This window comes from Planotetraspora sp. A-T 1434 (genome assembly GCF_025420585.1).
Lineage (GTDB): Bacteria > Actinomycetota > Actinomycetes > Streptosporangiales > Streptosporangiaceae > JAOEGB01.
In genome coordinates this window covers 527,568-546,902 of record NZ_JAOEGB010000001.1, presented here as the reverse complement: position 1 = coordinate 546,902, position 19,335 = coordinate 527,568, and the positions used below count along the sequence as shown (strand labels likewise).

The window sequence follows — 19,335 nt, the reverse complement described above, 5'->3', positions numbered from 1 at the left end:
GTTTCACCCGTCGATGGGCGAGTGATCACAGCTGCCCCCTCAGCAGATCGTCCTCGGTCTCCCGGCGCACGATCACCCGTGCCTTGCCCCTGGACACCGCGACCACCGCGGGCTTCGGCAGGTAGTTGTAGTTGTTCGCCAGCGAGCGGCAGTACGCGCCGGTCGCCGCCACCGCGATCATGTCACCTGGAGCGAGGTCCGCGGGCAGCCACAGGTCGCGAACGATCATGTCCCCGCTCTCGCAGTGCTTGCCGACCAGGCGGGACAGCATCGGTTCGGCGTCGGTCTCGCGGGAGGCGAGCACGGCCGTGTAGTCGGCGCCGTACAGCGCGGTGCGGATGTTGTCGCTCATGCCGCCGTCGACGCTGACGTAGGTCCGCAGGCCCTCCACGTCCTTGACCGTACCGACCTCGTACAGCGTCACACCCGCGGGTCCCGTGATCGCACGGCCCGGCTCCACCGTCAGGCGCGGCACCGGAAGCCCCGCCGACGTGCAGACCTTGGCGACGATCTCCGTGAGGCCGTCCGCGATGACCTTGATGTCCGGCGCCTCGTCGCCCGTCACGTACGGAATGCCGTAGCCGCCGCCGAGGTCGAGCTCGGGGAGGACGATGCCGTGCTCTTCCTTGATCTGGACCAGCAGGCCGGCCAGGCGGCGGGCGGCCACCTCGAACCCCGCGGTGTCGGTGATCTGCGACCCGATGTGCGAGTGCAGGCCGACCAGCTCCAACTGCGGCAGGGCGAGGATCCGCCGCACCGCCTCCGCCGCCGCGCCGCTGCTCAGCGACAGGCCGAACTTCTGGTCGTCGTGGGCGGTCGCGATGAACTCGTGGGTGTGCGCCTCCACGCCGACGGTCACGCGGATCATGACCTTGGGCCGGGTGCCGTGGCGGTCGGCGAGGAAGCCCAGCCGGGCGATCTCCTCGTAGGAGTCGACCACGATGTGGCCGACGCCGACCTCGACGGCCTTCTCCAGCTCGGCCAGGGACTTGTTGTTGCCGTGCATGGTGATCCGCTCGGGCGGGAAGCCGACGCTGAGCGCGACCGCGAGCTCGCCCGCGCTGCACACGTCGAGGCCGAGGCCCTCCTGGTCGATCCAGCGGGCCACCTCACGGCACAGGAAGGCCTTGCCCGCGTAATGGACCTCGCCGTCATGGAAGGCGGCCTTGTGGTCCCGGCAGCGGGAGCGGAAGTCCTCCTCGTCGATGACGTAGAGAGGAGTGCCGTATTCCTTCGCCAGGTCCCTGACGTCTACGCCACCGATCGTGATGGCGCCACCGGTCCGGCCGGACGTTCGCGGCCAGATCACGTGATCGAGCGCGTTCAGGTCGGCGGGCACATGCGGCGGACGTTCTTCGGGCAGCACCTCGGCATGCCTGTCGCCGGCGGGGTGGGCGAATCGACTCACCCGAACGAGGCTATCCGACCTCACCGTCCGCATGAGACGGCCGCCCACGTGACGAGACACCCCTTGGCCCCGTCTGTCACAGTCTGTCCGGCAACGCGGTCCCCAGAATATCTACCAGGACGATCTGTACGGCTCTCGCCAGCCACAGCCGTGACGTGTGAACCTCGGCGGGCCGCCCATCTCCCATCGGGGTGGCCGGAGCGTGCTCGTGCGCGTCGTGGTAGGCCAGCGCGAGCTGCTCGGCATAGGCGGTCCACGCCGGCTCGCGGCCGGCCGTACGGCTGGGCAGCTCCGCGAGCAGCCTCAGAACCGCGCGGTCGCGAGGGTCGTCCAGCAGTTCCGGCCGGAAGCCCTCCGACGGCACACCGAGATCACGGGCCCATCTCCGTACGACCGCCGCCCGCGCATGCGCGAACCTCACGACGAAGCCCGGGTTGTCCCACGTGCGAGGAAAATCTGGCCACGGCGACGGCACCCGCCCCGCACGCCTCCGATCATTTCCGGCCGGGCCGTCCGAGCCCGCCCCGTCCGGCTCATCCGGCGGGGACACGGACTCCGGCTCCACGATCTCCCGGACGATCTCGCCGGGGGTCGCCAGCGCGATCAGCAGGAAGCCGTTGGGCTGGACCCGGACAGCGGCGATCCCCTCCTCACCGCGCAGCCGGGCGGCGAACTCCTCCGCCACGTCGCGCGGCGGCCTGCCGTACGCCGTCTTGAGCGCGATCGGGGACGCCAGCACCGCCTCCCGCTCCCACGAACCACAGGGCACGGGCGGCGCTCCGAGAAACCGGCCGAGCCGCGCAGGCGTCATCCCGCCCACACTAACCCCCCCACACCCCCTCCGCGTGATCATGCACAGGTTCCTGCGAACCCCCGTTGACCTGCCCCGACACGGGTCGTGATCATGCACGAGTTCCCGCACATGACCACAGGCCAGGCCCCACATCGCGCGTGATCATGCACGAGTTCCCGCGCATGGCCGCAGGCCAGGCCGTAAATCGTGCGTGATCACGCGGTGCCGGGTGCGCTCAGAGCAACGCGAGGGGCTCGGCCGGGACGTATCCCTCCAGGCGGGCCGAGCCGAGCAGGCCGCCCTCCGCCGAGCTCCGGACGCAGACGTACGAATACCGGTCGGCCGAGTAGACGCGGACCCCGTCGGCGCGGCACTGCCGCATCAGGACCTCGCCCCACTCATCTGTGACGTCGGCGAAGCCCAGGTCGACGAGCGTCTGGCGGCGGGCCAGGACCGTCCCTCCCGCCACCTCGGGGAGGAACCGGTGCTCGGCTTCTGGCTGCCGGAGGAACGTCGCCCCAGCCTTCGGCAGATGGGCGTAGAACGCGGCCTTGCCCACAATCTCGGCGTCGGTCGAAGCGAAGTGCCGGACGAGGTCGGCCAGGTAGTGCTCGCCGTACAGATCACGGGGATCGAGGACCGCTACGTAGTCGCCCTCGGCGAGCCGCAGCGCCCGGTCCAGACCCGCACCCCGCGTGATGGGGGCGGCCGCGACCCGGACGACGAGGTCCGGCATGGCGGCGCCTTCCGCGTCTTCCGCCGTCAGGGCGGGGTGCTGGCGGGCGGTCTTCTCCACCAGGGCGGCGTCCACGCCGTCGGCGACGATGACGAGCTGGCCCGGCCGGTGCGCTTGGCGGGCGACGTGGGTGAGCAGGTGCTCCAGCTCGGCCTCACCGTCGACGGCGGTGATGACGCTGATCGTCCCGTTGTTCCGGACGCTCGGCACGCCGAGGATGTCGAGGATCGGGTCGAGTAGCGGAGTCACGCTCGACCGGGCGCGCCATGCCAGGTGCGCCTCCCTGGCCAGCCGTTCGGGGTCGGCGAGGAGGACGTCGGCGGCGGCGACCGTCTCCTCGCCCTTGGCCCCCGCTCTCACCTGGAGCACCGGGGTGCCGCAGGCGGCGACCTCCGCGATCACCCTCGGCTCGGCGTCGGCACCGGCCACCACGAGGGCGGGCCGCCGGTAGGTCGTCAGCAGGTCGTCGTAGGACGTCTTGTCGTCTCCCTGGCCTGCCAGAACGGCCCAGTGCCGCGACGTTCCCCGCCCGGCCACCGCGGCCACGGGCTGGGACGCGGGGCTCGCCTGGCCCACACTCCCCCCGGCGCTCTCGGCCGGGCCGGCCACCGCCACATCGCCCGCAGCCGTCGCAGCCGTCGTGGCCGTCGCAGCCGTCGTGGCCGTCTTGGCCGTCGCAGCCGTCGTGGCCGGACCCTCAGCTGTCCCCTCGCCCGCTCCGGACGCCGAGGCCGCCGGGGATGTCTCGATCGCCGGCGGCGTCTGGGCCGGCAGTACGACGGAGCCGAGGGTCACGACCTCTCCGGTGCGGCCACCGACAGCCGGGATCGGGTTGTGGACCCGAGGCTGGATCGCGTGCGGCAGGACGCCCACCCGCTCGTGACGCAGCGCCGACTTCCATTCGCGGGCCCGCGCCTCCGAGGTCGTCACGACGTACTCGAAATGCTCAGCCGCCGGGACCGACCGCGAAACGGCGCCGCTCGAATGCCAGAAAACAGTCTTGATCCCCCGCTTGCGGCACGCCTCTACCAGGTCCCGCAGCGCGCGTGACTGCCCCGACAGCGCCTCCAGCCAACGGCCTCCGTTGCCCTGCCGGGGGCCGGGCCGTACGGACTCGACGAACAGCACGTGCGGCTGGTGCTGGTCGAGCATCGTCTCCCAGTTGTCCGGGCCGAAGTTGGTCACCTGCCGCCACTCGTAGCGCAGCAGCGCCTCGGTCTGCCTGTCCACGATCGCGGCGACCGTGAGGTACGGCCTGGCCAGCGGGCCCTTCGGCACCGCGAACCCGTCGGCGAGGGCGGCGGAGACCTCCGGGGCGTTCGCGTCCGGTGCGGCTGCCGCGGCCTTCTCCTCGGCGACCGCCGGAAGCTCGGGCTTGAAGTCCGACCGCTTGGGCGCGGGACGCTTCTTCACCGGCTCCTTGAGCGTCTTGGCGACCACGCCGGGATTCTTGGTGTGGAGCGCGTCGCCGAGCTTGATCCAGCGGCTCTCCTGGACCGAGACGAGCTTCCAGTTGGCCACCTCGGTCTGGTAGCGCTGCTCGGCGAGGTTCTTCGCGAGCTGCGTGTTCTGCCGCTCGACGACCTTGAGCCGCGCCTCGGCCTCCCGCAGCCTGGTCACCGCTTCGGCCTCAGAGTGGGCCGCCTCGTCGAGCCGCCGCTGGTAATCCGTGAGCAGCCGGCCGAGCTCCGCCGCCCCGGCCGCCTGCTCGACGGCCTGCGCCAGCGCCTGCTTCACGCTCTCCAACTCGCTCATGAGGTAACTCCGCAGTAGTCCGAAGGGGGCGAGAGTCACAATATTCGCAGAACGTGCTGATCGATCTCAGGAAGAGACCAGGTCCCGTCATTCCCACAGCCCTCGGCGGACCCCTGGGAGACGTGACTCCGGCAGGCCATCGTGGCCTCCACATGGCTTCGCGTCGGCTGGATCGTCCTGATTCGGGATAGCTCGCGGCTCGATGGGCGAAAGGTCCGTAGACTCGGCGGCGGGTTCGAGGGAGGGCGAGACGTGCGCAAGGGTGAGTGGCCGCGATACCAGACGAGGCCGTATGTCTGCGGCGCCATCGGGCCCTTCGACGCGGCCCGGCTCGATCTGCTGGCACGGTCCGGCCCTGCCGTACGGGCCGTGCACACCTCCACGCACGCCGCGCTGCTCGCCTCCGGCCCGCTAGCGCCGTACAACAGCACAGCGCCGTACAACAGCACAGCGCCGTACAACAGCACAGCGCCGTACAACAGCACAGCGCCGTACAACAGCACAGCGCCGTACAGCACAGCGCCGCAGCCGTACGGCACCACGCCGCAGCCCTATGGCGCAGCGCAACACGCCCCGAACAGCACAGCGCCGCTCACTTCGCAGGCCGGGAGCGCCCAGGAGGCCGGCGCGCACATACCCGTGCCGCAGGGGGACGCGCCGCGCGGAGCGGCGGCTTTCGCGTGGGGAGACCGGCAGCCGATCGGCGGCTGGGAATCAGGCCACGAGTCCGGCCCGGCGACGCGCGACTGGCTGAGGATCTCCGAGACCTACGAGGCGCCGGGGCTCATCGACGAGCCGGGCGCCGTGACCCTGCACACGGGCGCGTTCGGGCTGATCGACGTCTACTACCTGGCCGACGGGGACGCCGTCTACTTCGCCGGCCTCATCGAGCCGCTTCTGGCCCTGGCCGCCCGGCCGTACGAGGTCAACTGGAGCGCCTGGGCGGCCATCCTCAAACTGACCTATCCGCTGCTGGAGGACACGCCGTACCGCGAGGTCAGGCGGCTGCCAGGTGCGACCGCGCTGACCTGGTCGCGGACGGAGCGGAAGCTGCGGGTCGAGAAGCGGGCGCCGCGCTGGGTGCGGGAGGAGCCGGTCGACCGCGGCGTGACCGGCGGTGACCTGGTCGCGCTGCTGCACGACGCGCTCAAGCCGTACGACCGGGTGCTGGTCCCGGTGAGCGGCGGCTACGACTCCAGGCTGCTGGCGAGCGTCGCCGTGGCGCGGCGGATGGACGTGGAGTCGTGGACGACGAGCCCCGACGACGGGCTGGACAACGACATCGACTTCGCCCGGTACATCACGCGCGAGCTGGGGTTGAAGCACCGGATCGTCCCGCAGGATCCGGAAAGATACCCCGAAGAGGCGTTGTGGGCGGCTCGGCGGCTGGAGTACCTCACCAGCCACCACGCGTGGTACTCCCCCTTCGCCCGCGAGGTCCACGAGGCCGGCCGCGCCGTGGTCGACGGCCTGGCCGGCGGCCCGCTGATGAAGAACTTCCTGATCACCGCCGACGCCGTGGGAGCGGGGACCGGCGCATCGCGGCGGGAGGCGCTGCTGGCCGCTCTCGCGACCGGCGACCCGCACATGCCCGTCCTTGGCGACTCCGCCCTCGCGTGGATGGACGATCAGGTCCGTACGGCTTTCGCCGCGGCGACCTCGATGCTGCACGGCCACCGTTCGGAGCTACCGTTGAGCGTGCTCCACACCCGGACGGCCCGGGGCATCGCCCGTTCGCCGGTCAACCTCGTGGGCCCCGAGGCGACGCCGGTCTTCCCGTTCCTGCACCCCGAGTTCTTCGACGCCGCCCTGTCTGTGCCGGTGACCCGGAAGGAGGGCGGCAGGTTTTATCGGGAGGTCCTGAAGGCGGCCAACCCACGGGTGGCGGCGCTGCCGTCCACCAACGGCGCCCTCCCGCACCGCCGGGTCCCGCTCCGCTCGAACGGCCCGGCGGCACGGGAGTGGAACCACCGGATGCTGGTGAAGGCCGCGTCGATCCCCGGTCTGATGTCGCCCCAGATGCTGGAGGTCGTGGCCTCCGGGCCGGACGCGCTGACCGCCTTCGGGGCGTGGAACTCGCGGTTTTGGCTACGGGCTCTCGTGCTTTTCGGCGCCTGGCTCACGGACTACGAGGACGTCCTCGGAGACCTGACCCCTCCGTGGACCTCCCAGGGCTAACTCGGGGTAGCTCTCCGACCTGCCGGACACCTGCCTGATCGCCGTGGGTGATCAAGCAGAAACAGGTAAAAACTACCTGTCATTTCTTGGTCAGCGTTTACGGTCAGCCCTGGTCAGGTGCTATTTTGGTCAATGAAGGCCAAATCTGACGGCGTGAGCTTCAAAGCTCGGGTGTGACCTGACCACACGCCTCCTTCTTTCCTCAAGCGAGTCCAGATGAACGCAGCGTCGCCCTGCCCGGAACCTGTTTCCGCGCCTACCGGCACCCCTGTGCCGGCGGCTCAGACCGGGCTGCCCACAGCGCCGCCAACGGTGCTGCCCGGCGAGGAGATCACCGATTTCACCCCGCAGGACGCCCACTGGTACAAGAGGGCGGTCTTCTACGAGGTGCTCGTCCGCGGCTTCAAGGACTCGAACGGCGACGGCACGGGCGACCTGCGCGGGCTGATCGACAAGCTCGACTACCTGAAGTGGCTCGGCATCGACTGCCTGTGGCTGCTGCCGCTGTACGAGTCGCCGCTGCGAGACGGCGGCTACGACATCTCGGACTACCTGAAGATCCTTCCGGAGTTCGGCGATCTCGGTGACTTCGTCGAGATGATCGAGGCCGCCCACGCGCGTGGCCTGCGGGTCATCACTGACCTGGTCATGAACCACACCAGCGACAAGCACCCGTGGTTCCAGGCTTCCCGGGAGGACCCGGACGGCCCCTACGGCGACTTCTACGTCTGGTCGGACGACCCCACGAAGTACGCCGACGCTCCGATCATCTTCATCGGCGCCGAGGAGTCCAACTGGACCTACGACCCGGTGCGCGGCCAGTACTACTGGCACCGGTTCTTCCACCACCAGCCGGATCTCAACTACGACAACCCAGCCGTCCAGGACGCGATGATGGAGGTCCTCCGGTTCTGGCTGGACCTCGGCGTCGACGGCTTCCGGCTGGACGCCGTGCCGTACCTCTTCGAGCGTGAGGGGACGGCGTGCTCCGGGCTGCCGGAGACGCACGAATACCTCCGGCGGATCCGCGCCGAGGTCGACCGGCTCTACCCCGACCGGGTGCTGCTCGCCGAAGCGAACGGGTGGCCCGAGGACGTGGTGGAGTATTTCGGCGACCCCACGACCGGCGGCGACGAGTGCCACATGGCGTTCCACTTCCCGCTGATGCCGCGTATCTTCATGGCCGTGCGCCGGCAGAGCCGGGAGCCGATCTCCGAGATCATGTCGCGCACCCCGAAGCTGCCCGAGCACGCCCAGTGGGGCATCTTCCTCCGCAACCACGACGAGCTGACGCTCGAGACGGTGACGGAAGAGGAGCGCGACTACATGCACGCCGAGTACGCCAAGGACCCCCGGATGCGGGCCTACCTGGGCATCCGGCGTCGTCTCGCCCCCCTGCTGGAGAACGACAGGGACCAGATCGAGCTGTTCACCGCGCTGCTCCTCAGCATGCCGGGGTCGCCGGTCATGTACTACGGCGACGAGATCGGCATGGGCGACAACATCTGGCTGGAGGACCGGGACGCGGTCCGCACGCCGATGCAGTGGAGCCCCGACCGCAACGCCGGCTTCTCCACGGCCGACCCGGCCAGGCTGTACCTGCCGGTGGTCATGGACCCGATCTACGGCTACCAGTCGGTCAACGTCGAGGCGCAGATCAAGAGCGAGTCGTCGCTGCTGCACTTCACCCGGAGGATGCTGCAGATCCGGCGGGAGCACCCGATCTTCGGCACCGGCAGCTACATCGAGCTGTGGTCGCCCAACCCGAGCGTGCTGGCCTTCATCCGCGAGGAGGGCGACGACCGGGTGCTTTGCGTGAACAACCTGTCGAAGTTCGCCCAGCCGGTCGAGCTCGACCTGCGCCGCTTCAGCGGGATGACGCCGGTCGAGTGCCGAGGCGGCGTGCCCTTCCCGCGGATCGGCGACCTCCCCTACCTGCTCACTCTGCCGGGGCACGGCTTCTACTGGCTGTCCATCCAGAAGGAGTCCTGAGCACCCCCGCCCCCCCTTCGGCGTGATCATGCACAGGTTCCCGCGCATGCCTTCTGGCCTGCGAACTCCCTGGCCGTGATCATGCGAAGGTTCCCGGACATGGCCTCCGGCCTGCGGAGTCGCCGGCCCTGATCATGCTTAGCGGGCCGTGACGGGGACCTGCGCCCGGGCGGCCCGGCGAGCGGGGATGAGCACGACCAGCAGCGCGGCGCCGATCGCGATCAGCACGGTCGCCGCGAACATGCCGGGCGTGGGCGCGCGGCCGATGCCGGCCCCTACGCCGCTGCCGCGGCCCTCCAGGTCGATGAGGCCCCTCGACAGGAACGCGCCCGCGGACGCCCCGAGCAGCACTCCGACCATGGCCGGCAGGCCCGTTCCGGTGACGAGCGTGGCCATGACCTGCCGCGGCGTGAGGCCCATCGCCTTCAGCACGGCCAGGTCGAGCACGTGGTCGCGCAGTCCGAGGGCGCTCGCGGTCAGCAGGTTGGCCAGGCCGATCAGGGCCAGCACGACGACCAGGGCCACGATGATCACCCGGATGACCGCCAGCCGGTCGGCCGGGTTGACCGCCTGGTCGACCTCCAGAGACCGCGCCTGGAGCCGGGCGCGCACCTCCGCCGGATCGGCGCCGGGCCGGAGCACCAGGCTGTAGAACTGCGGCGGCATCGCGTCCTTGGCCGCCAGGCTGTCGATGCCAAACGAGAGGACCTCGCCGTCCTGCTCCGGCTCCACGACCCGGCCGACGATCCTGACGATGAGCGGCGTGCCTCCGATCGTCATCCGGACCCGGTCGCCGATGTGCACCCCGAGCAAGTCGAGCAGTCCCTGACCGGCCACGGCCTCGCCCCGGTCGGCGAACATCCGGCCTTCCGCCACTGGGAAGGGATAGGGGTCGGCGGACACCCCGAGCGCCCTCGTGCGTACCGTCCGGGTCTGCCACGGGACCAGCGCGTCCAGCTCGGCGCCGGGATAGGCGGCCACCACGTCGGGGTCGGCCATCGCCCGTGCCCGCGCCTCCTCCGCCGTCAGGTCGCCGGGCCGTACGGCGAGGGCGGCCGCCTGGCCGACCTTCTCCGGATGGCGGATGAAGTCGTCGAGGGTCGCCCAGCAGCCCAAGCCGATTGTGATCATCATCATCGGGATGGCCACGCCGGTCACCGTGAGCAGCGCCGGGGTCCGCCTGGTGAAGGCGTCCCTCGCGCCCAGCACCAGGGCGGGCGGCAGCCGTACGAGCAGGGCGACCCGGGCCAGCCGCGACAGGTGGCCGCGTGGAGGCGCGGCGGGGGCCGCCGGGATCGGTGGTGTGCGACCGCCCCGCCAGGACGGGAGCCAGACGGCGACCAGCACCACCAGGGCCGTGCCCGCCGCGATGGCGACGAGCGGCCCGGGGGACAGCGGCACGACGACGGCGTCCGACAGTGCGTAGGCCGTGATGAGCCGTCCCGCGAGAAGGCCCAGGGCGATCCCGAGGAGACCGAGCGTCCCGTGCTCGGCCACGAGCATGCGGGTGACCTGCCCCCGGGTGAACCCGAGCGACTTCAGCGTGGCGATGTCGCGGAGCTGGGTCAGCACCCGGCCGCCGGTGGCGTTGGCGAGGGCCAGCGCGGCGGCGACCAGGCCCGCGACGCCGAACAGCGCGAGCAGCAGGCCGAGCAGCCGGTTGTCGAGCTCCATCGAAGCCCTGACCTCCCGCCAGGTGGCCACCCGCTGGACCTGGTTGCGCAGGGCCATCACGGCCCGCTGGACCACCAGGTCCGTGTAGCCGGGGTCGGCCAGCCGCAGGCCCGTGACGGTCTCGGTCCGGCCGGGGGCGGGCTCGACGAGGCTGAGGGTCTGCGACAGCGTCCAGGCCAGGCCGGGGGTCCATTCGGGGTAGAAGCCCTGGTCGCCGCTCTCGGCCAGCCCGGACACGACCAGGGCGTGGGTGGCGCCGTTCAGGCCGGTGACGGTGAACGGGCTGCCGGGGCGCAGCCCGAGGGCCCGCGCGAAGGAGCGCTCGACGACGACGCCGTCGGGCCGGCGGGGGTCCAGCCAGCGGCCCTCCCGCAGCAGGGGGCGGGCGACGGCCGGGAACGCCGCCGGTGTCTCCTGGAGCGCGATCGGCACCCTGCGCCCGTGGTCGACCAGGGTCGCGGGGGCACTGCGGTACGGCCCGGCCAGGTCGGTGACGCCGTTGAGGGCCTTGAGCGCGGGGACGTCCGGGGCGTCCTTGGTGTGGATCCACACATGGGCCCCGTGGCTGCGCTCGAACAGCCCCCGCCAGGGGTTGGTGCCGTCCTCCAGGAGAGTGGCCGCGGTGATGAGGGCGGTGACGATTCCCGCCACCGCGAGAACGCTCAGCAGCGCCTGACCGCGGCGAGCCCGGAGGTCGGCCCGCACCCACCGCCCCCCGGCCGTGATCATGCACACACTCCCGGACACGGCCGCCGGCCTGCGCGTCTCCTCGCCGTGATCATGCACGGTTTCCCGGGCACGGCCACCGACCTCCACATCTCCTCGCCGTGATCATGCACGCCTTCCCCGCAGTGGCCGTCCTCCTGCGGCCCCGCCTCTCGTGATCATGCACTCCGTCACCCGTGCAGCTCGACGACGTCGCCTGCCGTACCGGACGGGCGTCGGCGGGTCCGCGGGATGGCGCCGTCGTCGACGATCTGGCCGTCCAGCAGGCTGACGACGCGGTCGGCCATGCTCGCGACACGGGCGTCGTGCGTGACCAGCACGATGGTCTGGCCCTGCCGGTGCACCTGGCCGAGGAGCTTGAGGACGTCACGGGTGTTGCGGCTGTCGAGGTTGCCGGTCGGTTCGTCCGCGAGAAGCAGCCTCGGGTGGTTGGCCAGCGCGCGGGCCAGCGCGACCCGCTGCTGCTCCCCGCCGGAGAGCTGGGCGGGAGCGGCGGCGGCCCGCTCGGTGAGCCCGAGCTCGCCGAGCAGGTACTCCCGCCGCTCGCGGGCCTGCCTCGGCGACACCCCGCCGAGCAGCGCGGGCAACTCCACGTTGTCGGCGACGGTCATGTTGGCGACCAGGTTGAAGAACTGAAAGACGAATCCGACCTTCTGCCGGCGGAGCACTGCCCATCCGCTTTCGGACAGCGTGTCCGCCCTCTTGCCATCCAGCCAGATCTCCCCGCTCGTACGGGTCTCCAGCCCGCCGAGCATGTGGATGAAGGTCGACTTGCCGGACCCCGACGGGCCCATGATCGCGACGAACTCACCGGCCCTCACGGTCAGATCGATGCCGCGTACGGCAGGCACCGGCAGGCCCCCGGTTTGGTAGATCTTCACAAGGTTCGTCGCTTTGACCACTGGAGTGTCCATCACGACCCACACCTCTCGTGCATGATCACGTACGGCGCTGCCGCAGGTCGGGGCACTTGATCGGGAACCCGTGCATGATCACGGCAAGGGGAAGGCCAGGTCCGCCGCATTCCCGGGAACCCGTGCATGATCACGGCGGTGAAAGGGGGGGTCACAGGGCTAGATCTTCCTGGCAGCGTTGGAGCCAGTCGAGGTCGGCTTGGAGGTGGAGCATGGCGCCCTCGATGAGCAGGAGCGCGACCCGGTTCTCCGGATCGGTGCGCTCGGCCAGCGCGTCGAGGTCTCGCATCAGCGACAGGTAGTGCCTGCGCTGCCGGTTGACCAGAGCCATCCGGTCGGCGATCCCGGTGAGCGGGGCCAGCACGAGCTTCATGAAGAACTCGTCGCGGACGCGCGGCCCCTCGGTCGGCTCGTCCACCCAGGTCTCCAGCGCCTCACGACCGGCGGCGGTGAGGTAGTAGACCTTCTTGTTGGGCCGGTTCGACTGCTCGACGTCGACGGCCCGGACGAACCCGTCCTTCTCCAGGCGGCCGAGGGTCACGTAGATCTGCCCGATGTTGGGCGAAGGGTACGCGCTGCCGAACGTCACCTCTAGGGCTTGTTTGAGCTCGTACCCATGGGCAGGTTCCTTCGCCAGGAGCGCCAGCAGCGGCAGCCGCACGCGCTCACCTCCAGCCGTAGCAGTGCCGTCGAAGCAGTTACCGGAGCGTTACGGGCAAAGCCGTTGACGTCCACATTATCGCTATGCATAACATGCATGCACTTACCTAACACGTATGTAACCTCGAATTAATGCGGAGGCCACGTGGTTCGCCGAGCCGTCGCCCTGCTGGCCGCCCTGGTCGTGGCCGGATGCGGCGGGCTGGCGGACCCGGCTGGCGGGCCGTCCAAGGGAACGGGCGGCATCGGGCCCATCACCTTCGCCACCGGCCGGGACACCACCGCCTACCTGCGGCCGCTGCTCGACCGATGGAATCAGGCCCACCCGGCCGAACAAGTGACGCTGCTGGAGTTACCCGAGGCGGCCGACGAGCAGCGCGCCCAGATGGTGGCGAATCTTCAGGCGCACTGCGACTGCTACGACGTGCTCGGGCTCGACGTGGTCTGGACGGCGGAGTTCGCCGACGCCGGCTGGATCGTGCCGCTCGACCGGAGCATGTTCCCCCTCGACAAGCTGCTCAGGGGGGTCGCGGACACGGCGATCTACCGCGACCGGCTGTGGGCCGCGCCGTACCTCAGCAACGCCGGGCTCCTCTACTACCGCTCCGACATCCTGAAGAAGGAGCACCTGAAGCCGCCGAAGACGTGGGCGGAGCTGCGCGACCAGGCCACCCGCCTGAGCGCGAAGTATCACATAGGCGGATACGCCGGCCAGTTCCTGCCGTACGAGGGGCTGACCGTCAACTTCGCGGAAGCCGTACAGTCCGCGGGCGGAGAGATCCTCAGCCCGGACGCGCGCCGCGTCACGATGGACCTGAGCACCGCGAAGACCGCGCTCGACTTCCTGGTCGGCGGCGTCAAGGAAGGGTGGATCCCACAGGAGGCGCTCTCCTACAAGGAGGAGGAGTCCCGGCTCGCCTTCCAGGAGGGGCGGCTGCTGTTCGCCCGCAACTGGCCCCACGCGTACGGCCCGGCCACCCATTCCAAGATCGCCGGAAAGTTCGAGGTGACGAGGCTCCCGGGGCTGACCGGCCCGGGATCCAGCTCGCTGGGCGGGCTGAACCTCGCCATCAGCGCCTACTCCAAGCGGCAGAAGTCGGCCCTCGACTTCATCCGCTATTTCACCGGCCGGGACAACGAGCGCCTGGTCCTGACCCAGGGGTCGTTCCCCCCGGTCTGGGCCGATCTCTACGACGACCCGGCCCTGATCAGGCGGTTCCCCTACCTGCCCGTGCTGAAGGAGTCGATCCTCTCCGCGCGTCCCCGGCCGGTGACCGCCAACTACAACCAGGTCAGCCTGGTCGTCTCCAGCGCCGTCTCCGGCGCCCTCAATCTCAGCAAACCCGTCGATGAGACCGTCGCCGATCTGAAACAGCAGCTCGGCGAGGTCATCCAGCCCGGAGGATAGATATGCGAAAACTCCCCATCATGGTCGCGTTCCTCGGCCTCGCCGCGGCGGCCTGCGGCGGCAACTCGACGAACGAGCCGGCCAAATCCAGCAGCGCCCCCGCCGCCAAGCCACTCGACGGCGTCAAGATCGAGGTCGCGGCCAAGTGGACCGGCGACGAGCAGGCCAACTTCGAGAAGGTGCTGAAGGCGTTCCAAGCCAAGACCGGCGCGACCGTGACGTACGCCTCGACCGGTGAGGACACGGGCGCCTATCTCGGCCCGCGGATCCAGGGCGGCAACCCGCCGGACGTCGCCATCCTCCCGCAGCCCGGCCTGGTCCAGCAGTACGCGGACCAGAACGCGCTCAAGCCCCTGTCGGCGGAGGTCCAGGCGCAGATCGACCAGAACTACACGCCGTACTGGAAGGAGCTCGGCTCGGCCAAGGGCCAGGTGTACGGCGTGCTCGTGAAGGCGGCGCACAAGTCGCTGATCTGGTACCGGCAGGGCGCGTTCGACGACGCCGGGGCGCAGCCCGCCACGACCTGGGACGACCTGGTCTCCAAGACCGCCCAGACGCTGTCGGACTCCGGCACCGCGCCGTTCGCCCTGTGCGCGGCGTCCGGGTGGACACTCACCGACCTGTTCGAGAACGTCTACCTGTCCACGGCCGGGCCGGACAACTACGACAAGCTGTCCAAGCACGAGATCCCCTGGACGGACCCCTCCGTCGCCACCGCGCTCGAGAAGATGGCCCAGATCTTCGGCAAGAAGGAGTTCCTGCTCGGCGGCTCGAGCGGCGCCCTGCAGACCGACTTCCCCACCTGCGTGACCCAGGTCTACGGCCAGAAGAAGGCCGCGATGGTGATCGAGGCCGACTTCGTCGCGGCTTCGGTGGGCCAGTCCGGCGCGAAGATCGGCGAAGACGCCAAGATCATGCCGTTCCCCAAGGTGGGCGACACCGCGCCGGTCGTGCTGGGCGGTGACGTCGGCGTGGCCCTGAAGGACTCCAAGGGCGCGATGGCGCTGCTGGAGTTCCTCGCCTCGAAGGAGGGCGGCGAGGTCTGGGCCAAGACCCCCGGCTACCTCTCCCCCAACCGCAACGTCTCCCCCGACAACTACCCGAGTGACCTGACCAAGCAGCTGGCCCAGACGATCATCTCGGCCGGCGAGTCGGTGCGGTACGACATGTCGGACCTGGCGCCCAGCGCCTTCGGCGGCACGGACGGCAAGGGCGAGTGGAAGGACCTGCAGGACTTCCTGCGCAACCCCTCCGACGTGAAGGGCGCCCAGCAGAAGCTCGAGGCGGACGCCGCCAAGGCCTTCAAGAAGTAAGGGACACGGCCGTGACCGAACGGTTAGACGGCCCGCAGGCCCCCGGCGGCGATCTCCCCGCCGCCGGGGCCCCCTCCGGCCGGCCAGACACCCCCGTCGCCGACCCCGCCCCTGACCGGGGCGGACACCGGCTCGGGCCTTCCCCCAAGCTGGCGATCCTCTTCCTGCTGCCCGCGCTGCTCCTGCTGGGCGCGTGGGTGATCTACCCGATCGTCTACTCGATCTTCCGCAGCCTGTACGACTCGACCGGCGACCACTTCGTCGGCCTGGACAACTACGCCTCGATCTTCACGGACTCCTCGACGCTGACCACGATCAGGAACAACGTGATCTGGGTCGTGGTGGCTCCGCTGATCGTCACCGTGCTCGGCCTCATCTTCGCCGTGCTGACGGAGCGGATCCGGTGGGCGACCGCGTTCAAGCTCATCCTGTTCATGCCAATGGCGGTCTCCCTCCTCGCGGCCGGGGTCATCTTCCGGCTCGTCTACGAGCAGGACCCGGACAAGGGCGTCGCCAACGCGGTGATCACCGTTGTCCACGACACGTTCTCCTCCAGCCAGGGCTACCCGGGAGCCCGGCCGCGCGAGAACGACCAGGCGCCCGCGGCCGTGCAAGGCGGTGCCGTGGTGACCAAGCAGCCGGCGCAGGCCGGGCAGCCGGTGCTCATCCCGCTCGTGGGCCTCAAGCCCGATCTGCTCAAGGACGCCTCCCCCGCCAAGGCCGCCCCCGGCGACGGACGCGGCGACGGGCTCAGCGGCACGGTCTGGCTGGATGTCGTCCGTGGCGGCGGCGGCACGCTCAACCAGATCGACCCGCAGGAGAAGGGCCTCGCCGGGATCACCGTCGAGGCGCTCTCGGGCGGTGCGGTCAAGGCCACCACCGAGACGGCCACCGACGGCACCTTCCACTTCTCCGCCCTCCCCGCGGGCTCCTATGTCGTACGGCTCCCGCAGTCGAACTTCACGGCGCCCTTCAACGGGGTGACCTGGCTCGGTCCGGCCCTCATCACGCCGGCCATCATCGGCGCGTACATCTGGGTGTGGGCCGGATTCGCGATGGTGCTGATCGCGGCCGGGCTGTCGGCGATCCCGCGTGACGCGCTGGAGGCGGCCAGAATCGACGGCGCGACCGAGTGGCAGGTGTTCCGCCGGATCACCGTGCCGCTGCTGGCGCCCGTCCTGCTCGTCGTCTTCGTCACGATGGTCATCAACGTGCTCAAGGTCTTCGACCTGGTGTTCATCATCGCGCCGGGCTCCGTGCAGCCACAGGCCAACGTGATCGCTCTGGAGATGTGGCGGGTGTCCTTCGGCGGCGGCGGCAACCAGGGCATGGGAAGCGCTCTGGCGATCTTCCTGCTGTTGCTGGTGCTGCCGTTCATGATCTTCAACATCCGCCGGTTCAGGAGGGACGAGCGATGACAACCCTGGCTGAACCGCGGCATGCGGAAGCCATCAAGCGCGGCGTCTTCGGCCGCGTCGTGGACCGGCTCGGCGGTGGCGCGATCCAGGTCTTCCTGGTCCTCGTGGCGGTGTTCTGGCTGGTGCCGACGCTGGGGCTGCTCGTGGTTTCGTTACGCGGCGAGACCGAGAACAACTCCTCCGGCTGGTGGACCCTCTTCACCAAGCCGGCGCAGATCACCTTCGAGAACTACTCGAACCTGCTGGCGTCCGGGTTCAGTTCGTCGTTCTGGAACACCGTGCTCATCACGGTGCCGGCGACGGTGCTGGTCATCGGCATCGCGGCGATGGCGGCGTACGCCTTCGCCTGGATCGAGTTCCCCGGCAGGGACGCCGTGTTCCTCGTGGTCATCGCCCTGCTCGTGGTGCCCATCCAGATCGCGCTCATCCCGATCGCCAAGCTCTACGGATTCTTCGGGATATTTGGCTCGATCCCCGGAGTTGTGCTGTTCCATGTGGCGTTCGGCCTGCCGTTCGCCATCTTCCTGCTGCGCAACTTCTTCGTGGGCATCCCCAGGGAGCTGCTGGAGGCGGCGCGCATGGACGGGGCGCCCGAGTGGCGGATCTTCGCCACCGTGGTGTTCCCGCTGGCCAAGCCCGCGATCGCGTCGCTCGGCATCTTCCAGTTCCTGTGGGTCTGGAACGACCTGCTCGTCGCCCTGGTCTTCGCCGACACCTCGAACCAGCCGATGACCAAGGCGTTGCAATCCCAGATGCGGCAGTTCGGCACCAACGTGGACATCCTCGCGCCCGGTGCCTTTTTGTCGCTCATCATCCCGCTGGTCCTCTTCTTCGCTTTCCAGCGGTACTTCGTCCAGGGTCTGCTCGCGGGCTCGGTGAAATAGCCGCCGAGGTGGCGTCCGGATGCGCGCTTCACGGGGGAAAAAGCGCGCATCCGGACTAAGCACCATTCTGTAGGGCTGGCGCCCCCGGTGTCCTCTAATCGGAGGTGTCATAAAGGACTCGGATGCCCGCTTCACGGGGGTAGGCGGGCATCCGTTCTCTGTTTGTCCGGCGGAAGCCGTACCGGACCGCGAAAGCCGATAGAGTGCGCACCCATGTCAGGGCGTCCGTTGCACGAAATCGTCGAAGCCGGATGGGCCGAGGCCCTCGAACCCGTCGCCGGGCGGATCACCGCCATGGGCGAGTTCCTCCGGCAGGAGATCGCGGAAGGTCGGCAGTACCTTCCCGCCGGGGCCAACGTACTCCGCGCGTTCCAGCAGCCTCTCAGCGAGGTCCGGGTGCTGATCGTCGGACAGGATCCCTACCCGACACCGGGGCATCCGGTGGGGCTGAGCTTCTCCGTCGCCCCGGATGTGCGGCCGCTGCCGGGGAGCCTGGTCAACATCTACAAGGAGTACATGGCCGACCTCGGCCACCCCGCGCCGGCCAACGGCGACCTCACCCCGTGGACCGAACAGGGTGTGCTGCTGCTCAACAGGGTGCTGACGGTGATGCCGGGCAAGCCCGCCTCCCACCGTGGCAAGGGCTGGGAGGAGGTCACCGAGCAGGCCATCAAGGCGCTCGTCTCCCGCGGCGGCCCGCTGGTGGCGATCCTCTGGGGCCGCGACGCCCGCAACCTGCGGCCCATGCTGGGGCAGGTCCCGTGCATCGAGTCGGCCCACCCCAGTCCCCTGTCCGCGCGCAGCGGCTTCTTCGGCTCCCGCCCGTTCAGCAGAGCCAACCAACTGCTGGAGGAGCAGGGCGCCACCCCCGTTGAGTGGAAGCTGCCCTGACGGCTGCCGATAGGATCACCACCATGAGCGATGAAACGGATACCGGACGCTATCTGCGCCTCACCGTGGACCTGGTGGTCGAGGTTCTCGACGTGAACGCCCTGCAGGCGGCGGCGCTGGCGGAGATCCGCGACCCCCAGACGGAGTTGGACGAGGACGAGCGCCGGGAGCAGATCGAGCTGGTCAACTCCGATGACACGGGCGCGGCGGCCCTGCAGTGGCTGATCGAGCCCGATCACGTGCTGGCGCTGGTCGACCATGTCGAAGAGGTGGAGCCCAGGGAGGCCATGCTCGGCGTCGAGCCGTCCGACGGCATCCTGGAGGACGAGGGTGAGGACGAGCACGACCACGAGCACGACCACGACCACCCCCACGACGGCCCCGGCCACCTGCACTGATCCCATCCCCTAGCCGGTCCGCGGCGTAAGTTCTCCGGGTCCCTTCGCAGTTCTCTTTGCGGGTCGTCTTGGGGGGTCGCGTTGGGGGGTTGCGTTGGGGGGTTGCGTTGGGGGGTCCTCTCCCCGGGCTGCCTCCGGCGTTGTCTTCGGGGGTTACGCCGCGGCGTCCGGTGCGGAAAGCCGACAA

General features: G+C 69.8%; 14 protein-coding genes. 8 read left to right on the top strand and 6 right to left on the bottom strand.

Annotated elements, in window-relative coordinates; all coding sequences use genetic code 11:
- Window positions 1-25: 25 nt before the first annotated feature.
- The 3 genes from lysA to N5079_RS02335 all read right to left on the bottom strand — a co-directional run bounded on the left by lysA (window position 26) and on the right by N5079_RS02335 (window position 4,692).
- Window positions 26-1,408, bottom strand: coding sequence for a diaminopimelate decarboxylase (gene lysA, locus N5079_RS02345; protein ID WP_261581623.1), 1,383 nt, complete (start codon window positions 1,406-1,408; stop codon window positions 26-28).
- A gap of 76 nt (window positions 1,409-1,484) precedes the next feature.
- Window positions 1,485-2,219, bottom strand: coding sequence for a DALR anticodon-binding domain-containing protein (locus N5079_RS02340; protein WP_261581622.1), 735 nt, complete (start codon window positions 2,217-2,219; stop codon window positions 1,485-1,487).
- A 217-nt stretch (window positions 2,220-2,436) separates the two neighbouring features.
- Window positions 2,437-4,692, bottom strand: a complete 2,256-nt coding sequence (locus N5079_RS02335; protein WP_261581621.1) for a hypothetical protein — start codon at window positions 4,690-4,692, stop codon at window positions 2,437-2,439.
- Between the two features lie 252 nt (window positions 4,693-4,944).
- Here N5079_RS02335 and N5079_RS02330 point away from each other — a divergent pair, with 252 nt between their 5' ends.
- The gene (locus N5079_RS02330; protein WP_261581619.1) at window positions 4,945-6,870 is read left to right on the top strand and encodes an asparagine synthetase B family protein; all 1,926 of its coding nucleotides are present in this window, start codon (window positions 4,945-4,947) and stop codon (window positions 6,868-6,870) included.
- A 216-nt stretch (window positions 6,871-7,086) separates the two neighbouring features.
- Window positions 7,087-8,862 carry a maltose alpha-D-glucosyltransferase gene (treS, locus tag N5079_RS02325; RefSeq protein WP_410007725.1) on the top strand — a complete coding sequence of 592 codons (1,776 nt, stop codon included), beginning with the start codon at window positions 7,087-7,089 and terminating at the stop codon, window positions 8,860-8,862.
- 138 nt (window positions 8,863-9,000) lie between these two features.
- Here treS and N5079_RS02320 read toward each other — a convergent pair whose 3' ends face one another.
- The 3 genes from N5079_RS02320 to N5079_RS02310 form a co-directional block, all read right to left on the bottom strand.
- On the bottom strand, window positions 9,001-11,265 hold the full coding sequence (locus N5079_RS02320) for an ABC transporter permease (protein ID WP_261581618.1): 2,265 nt from the start codon (window positions 11,263-11,265) through the stop codon (window positions 9,001-9,003).
- Between the two features lie 167 nt (window positions 11,266-11,432).
- Window positions 11,433-12,176: an ABC transporter ATP-binding protein gene (locus N5079_RS02315; protein ID WP_261581859.1), complete on the bottom strand. Its 744-nt coding sequence runs from the start codon at window positions 12,174-12,176 to the stop codon at window positions 11,433-11,435.
- 151 nt (window positions 12,177-12,327) lie between these two features.
- Window positions 12,328-12,837 carry a PadR family transcriptional regulator gene (locus N5079_RS02310; RefSeq protein ID WP_261581617.1) on the bottom strand — a complete coding sequence of 170 codons (510 nt, stop codon included), beginning with the start codon at window positions 12,835-12,837 and terminating at the stop codon, window positions 12,328-12,330.
- Window positions 12,838-12,981: 144 nt separating this feature from the next.
- Here N5079_RS02310 and N5079_RS02305 point away from each other — a divergent pair, with 144 nt between their 5' ends.
- The 6 genes from N5079_RS02305 to N5079_RS02280 all read left to right on the top strand — a co-directional run bounded on the left by N5079_RS02305 (window position 12,982) and on the right by N5079_RS02280 (window position 19,148).
- Window positions 12,982-14,244, top strand: a complete 1,263-nt coding sequence (locus N5079_RS02305; protein WP_261581616.1) for an ABC transporter substrate-binding protein — start codon at window positions 12,982-12,984, stop codon at window positions 14,242-14,244.
- A gap of 2 nt (window positions 14,245-14,246) precedes the next feature.
- Window positions 14,247-15,557 carry an ABC transporter substrate-binding protein gene (locus N5079_RS02300; RefSeq protein WP_261581615.1) on the top strand — a complete coding sequence of 437 codons (1,311 nt, stop codon included), beginning with the start codon at window positions 14,247-14,249 and terminating at the stop codon, window positions 15,555-15,557.
- Window positions 15,558-15,568: 11 nt separating this feature from the next.
- Complete coding sequence (locus N5079_RS02295) at window positions 15,569-16,975, top strand: ABC transporter permease subunit (protein WP_261581614.1); 1,407 nt, start codon at window positions 15,569-15,571, stop codon at window positions 16,973-16,975.
- The gene (locus N5079_RS02290) at window positions 16,972-17,859 is read left to right on the top strand and encodes a carbohydrate ABC transporter permease (protein ID WP_261581613.1); all 888 of its coding nucleotides are present in this window, start codon (window positions 16,972-16,974) and stop codon (window positions 17,857-17,859) included. Before N5079_RS02295 ends, N5079_RS02290 begins: the two co-directional genes overlap by 4 nt.
- 213 nt (window positions 17,860-18,072) lie before the next feature.
- Entirely contained in the window at window positions 18,073-18,750 is a 678-nt protein-coding gene (locus tag N5079_RS02285) for a uracil-DNA glycosylase (protein ID WP_261581612.1), read from the top strand.
- 23 nt (window positions 18,751-18,773) lie between these two features.
- The gene (locus N5079_RS02280; protein WP_261581611.1) at window positions 18,774-19,148 is read left to right on the top strand and encodes a hypothetical protein; all 375 of its coding nucleotides are present in this window, start codon (window positions 18,774-18,776) and stop codon (window positions 19,146-19,148) included.
- The last annotated feature ends 187 nt before the right edge of the window (window positions 19,149-19,335 follow it).

Excerpts from the sequence above, each read along its gene's own strand:
- N5079_RS02340 (WP_261581622.1), bottom strand. The coding sequence starts at position 2,219 with ATGACGCCTGCGCGGCTCGGCCGGTTTCTCGGAGCGCCGCCCGTGCCC.
- N5079_RS02335 (WP_261581621.1), bottom strand. The coding sequence starts at position 4,692 with ATGAGCGAGTTGGAGAGCGTGAAGCAGGCGCTGGCGCAGGCCGTCGAG.
- treS (WP_410007725.1), top strand. The coding sequence starts at position 7,087 with ATGAACGCAGCGTCGCCCTGCCCGGAACCTGTTTCCGCGCCTACCGGC.
- N5079_RS02320 (WP_261581618.1), bottom strand. The coding sequence starts at position 11,265 with ATGATCACGGCCGGGGGGCGGTGGGTGCGGGCCGACCTCCGGGCTCGC.
- N5079_RS02315 (WP_261581859.1), bottom strand. The coding sequence starts at position 12,176 with ATGGACACTCCAGTGGTCAAAGCGACGAACCTTGTGAAGATCTACCAA.
- N5079_RS02300 (WP_261581615.1), top strand. The coding sequence starts at position 14,247 with ATGCGAAAACTCCCCATCATGGTCGCGTTCCTCGGCCTCGCCGCGGCG.
- N5079_RS02290 (WP_261581613.1), top strand. The coding sequence starts at position 16,972 with ATGACAACCCTGGCTGAACCGCGGCATGCGGAAGCCATCAAGCGCGGC.
- N5079_RS02285 (WP_261581612.1), top strand. The coding sequence starts at position 18,073 with ATGTCAGGGCGTCCGTTGCACGAAATCGTCGAAGCCGGATGGGCCGAG.
- N5079_RS02280 (WP_261581611.1), top strand. The coding sequence starts at position 18,774 with ATGAGCGATGAAACGGATACCGGACGCTATCTGCGCCTCACCGTGGAC.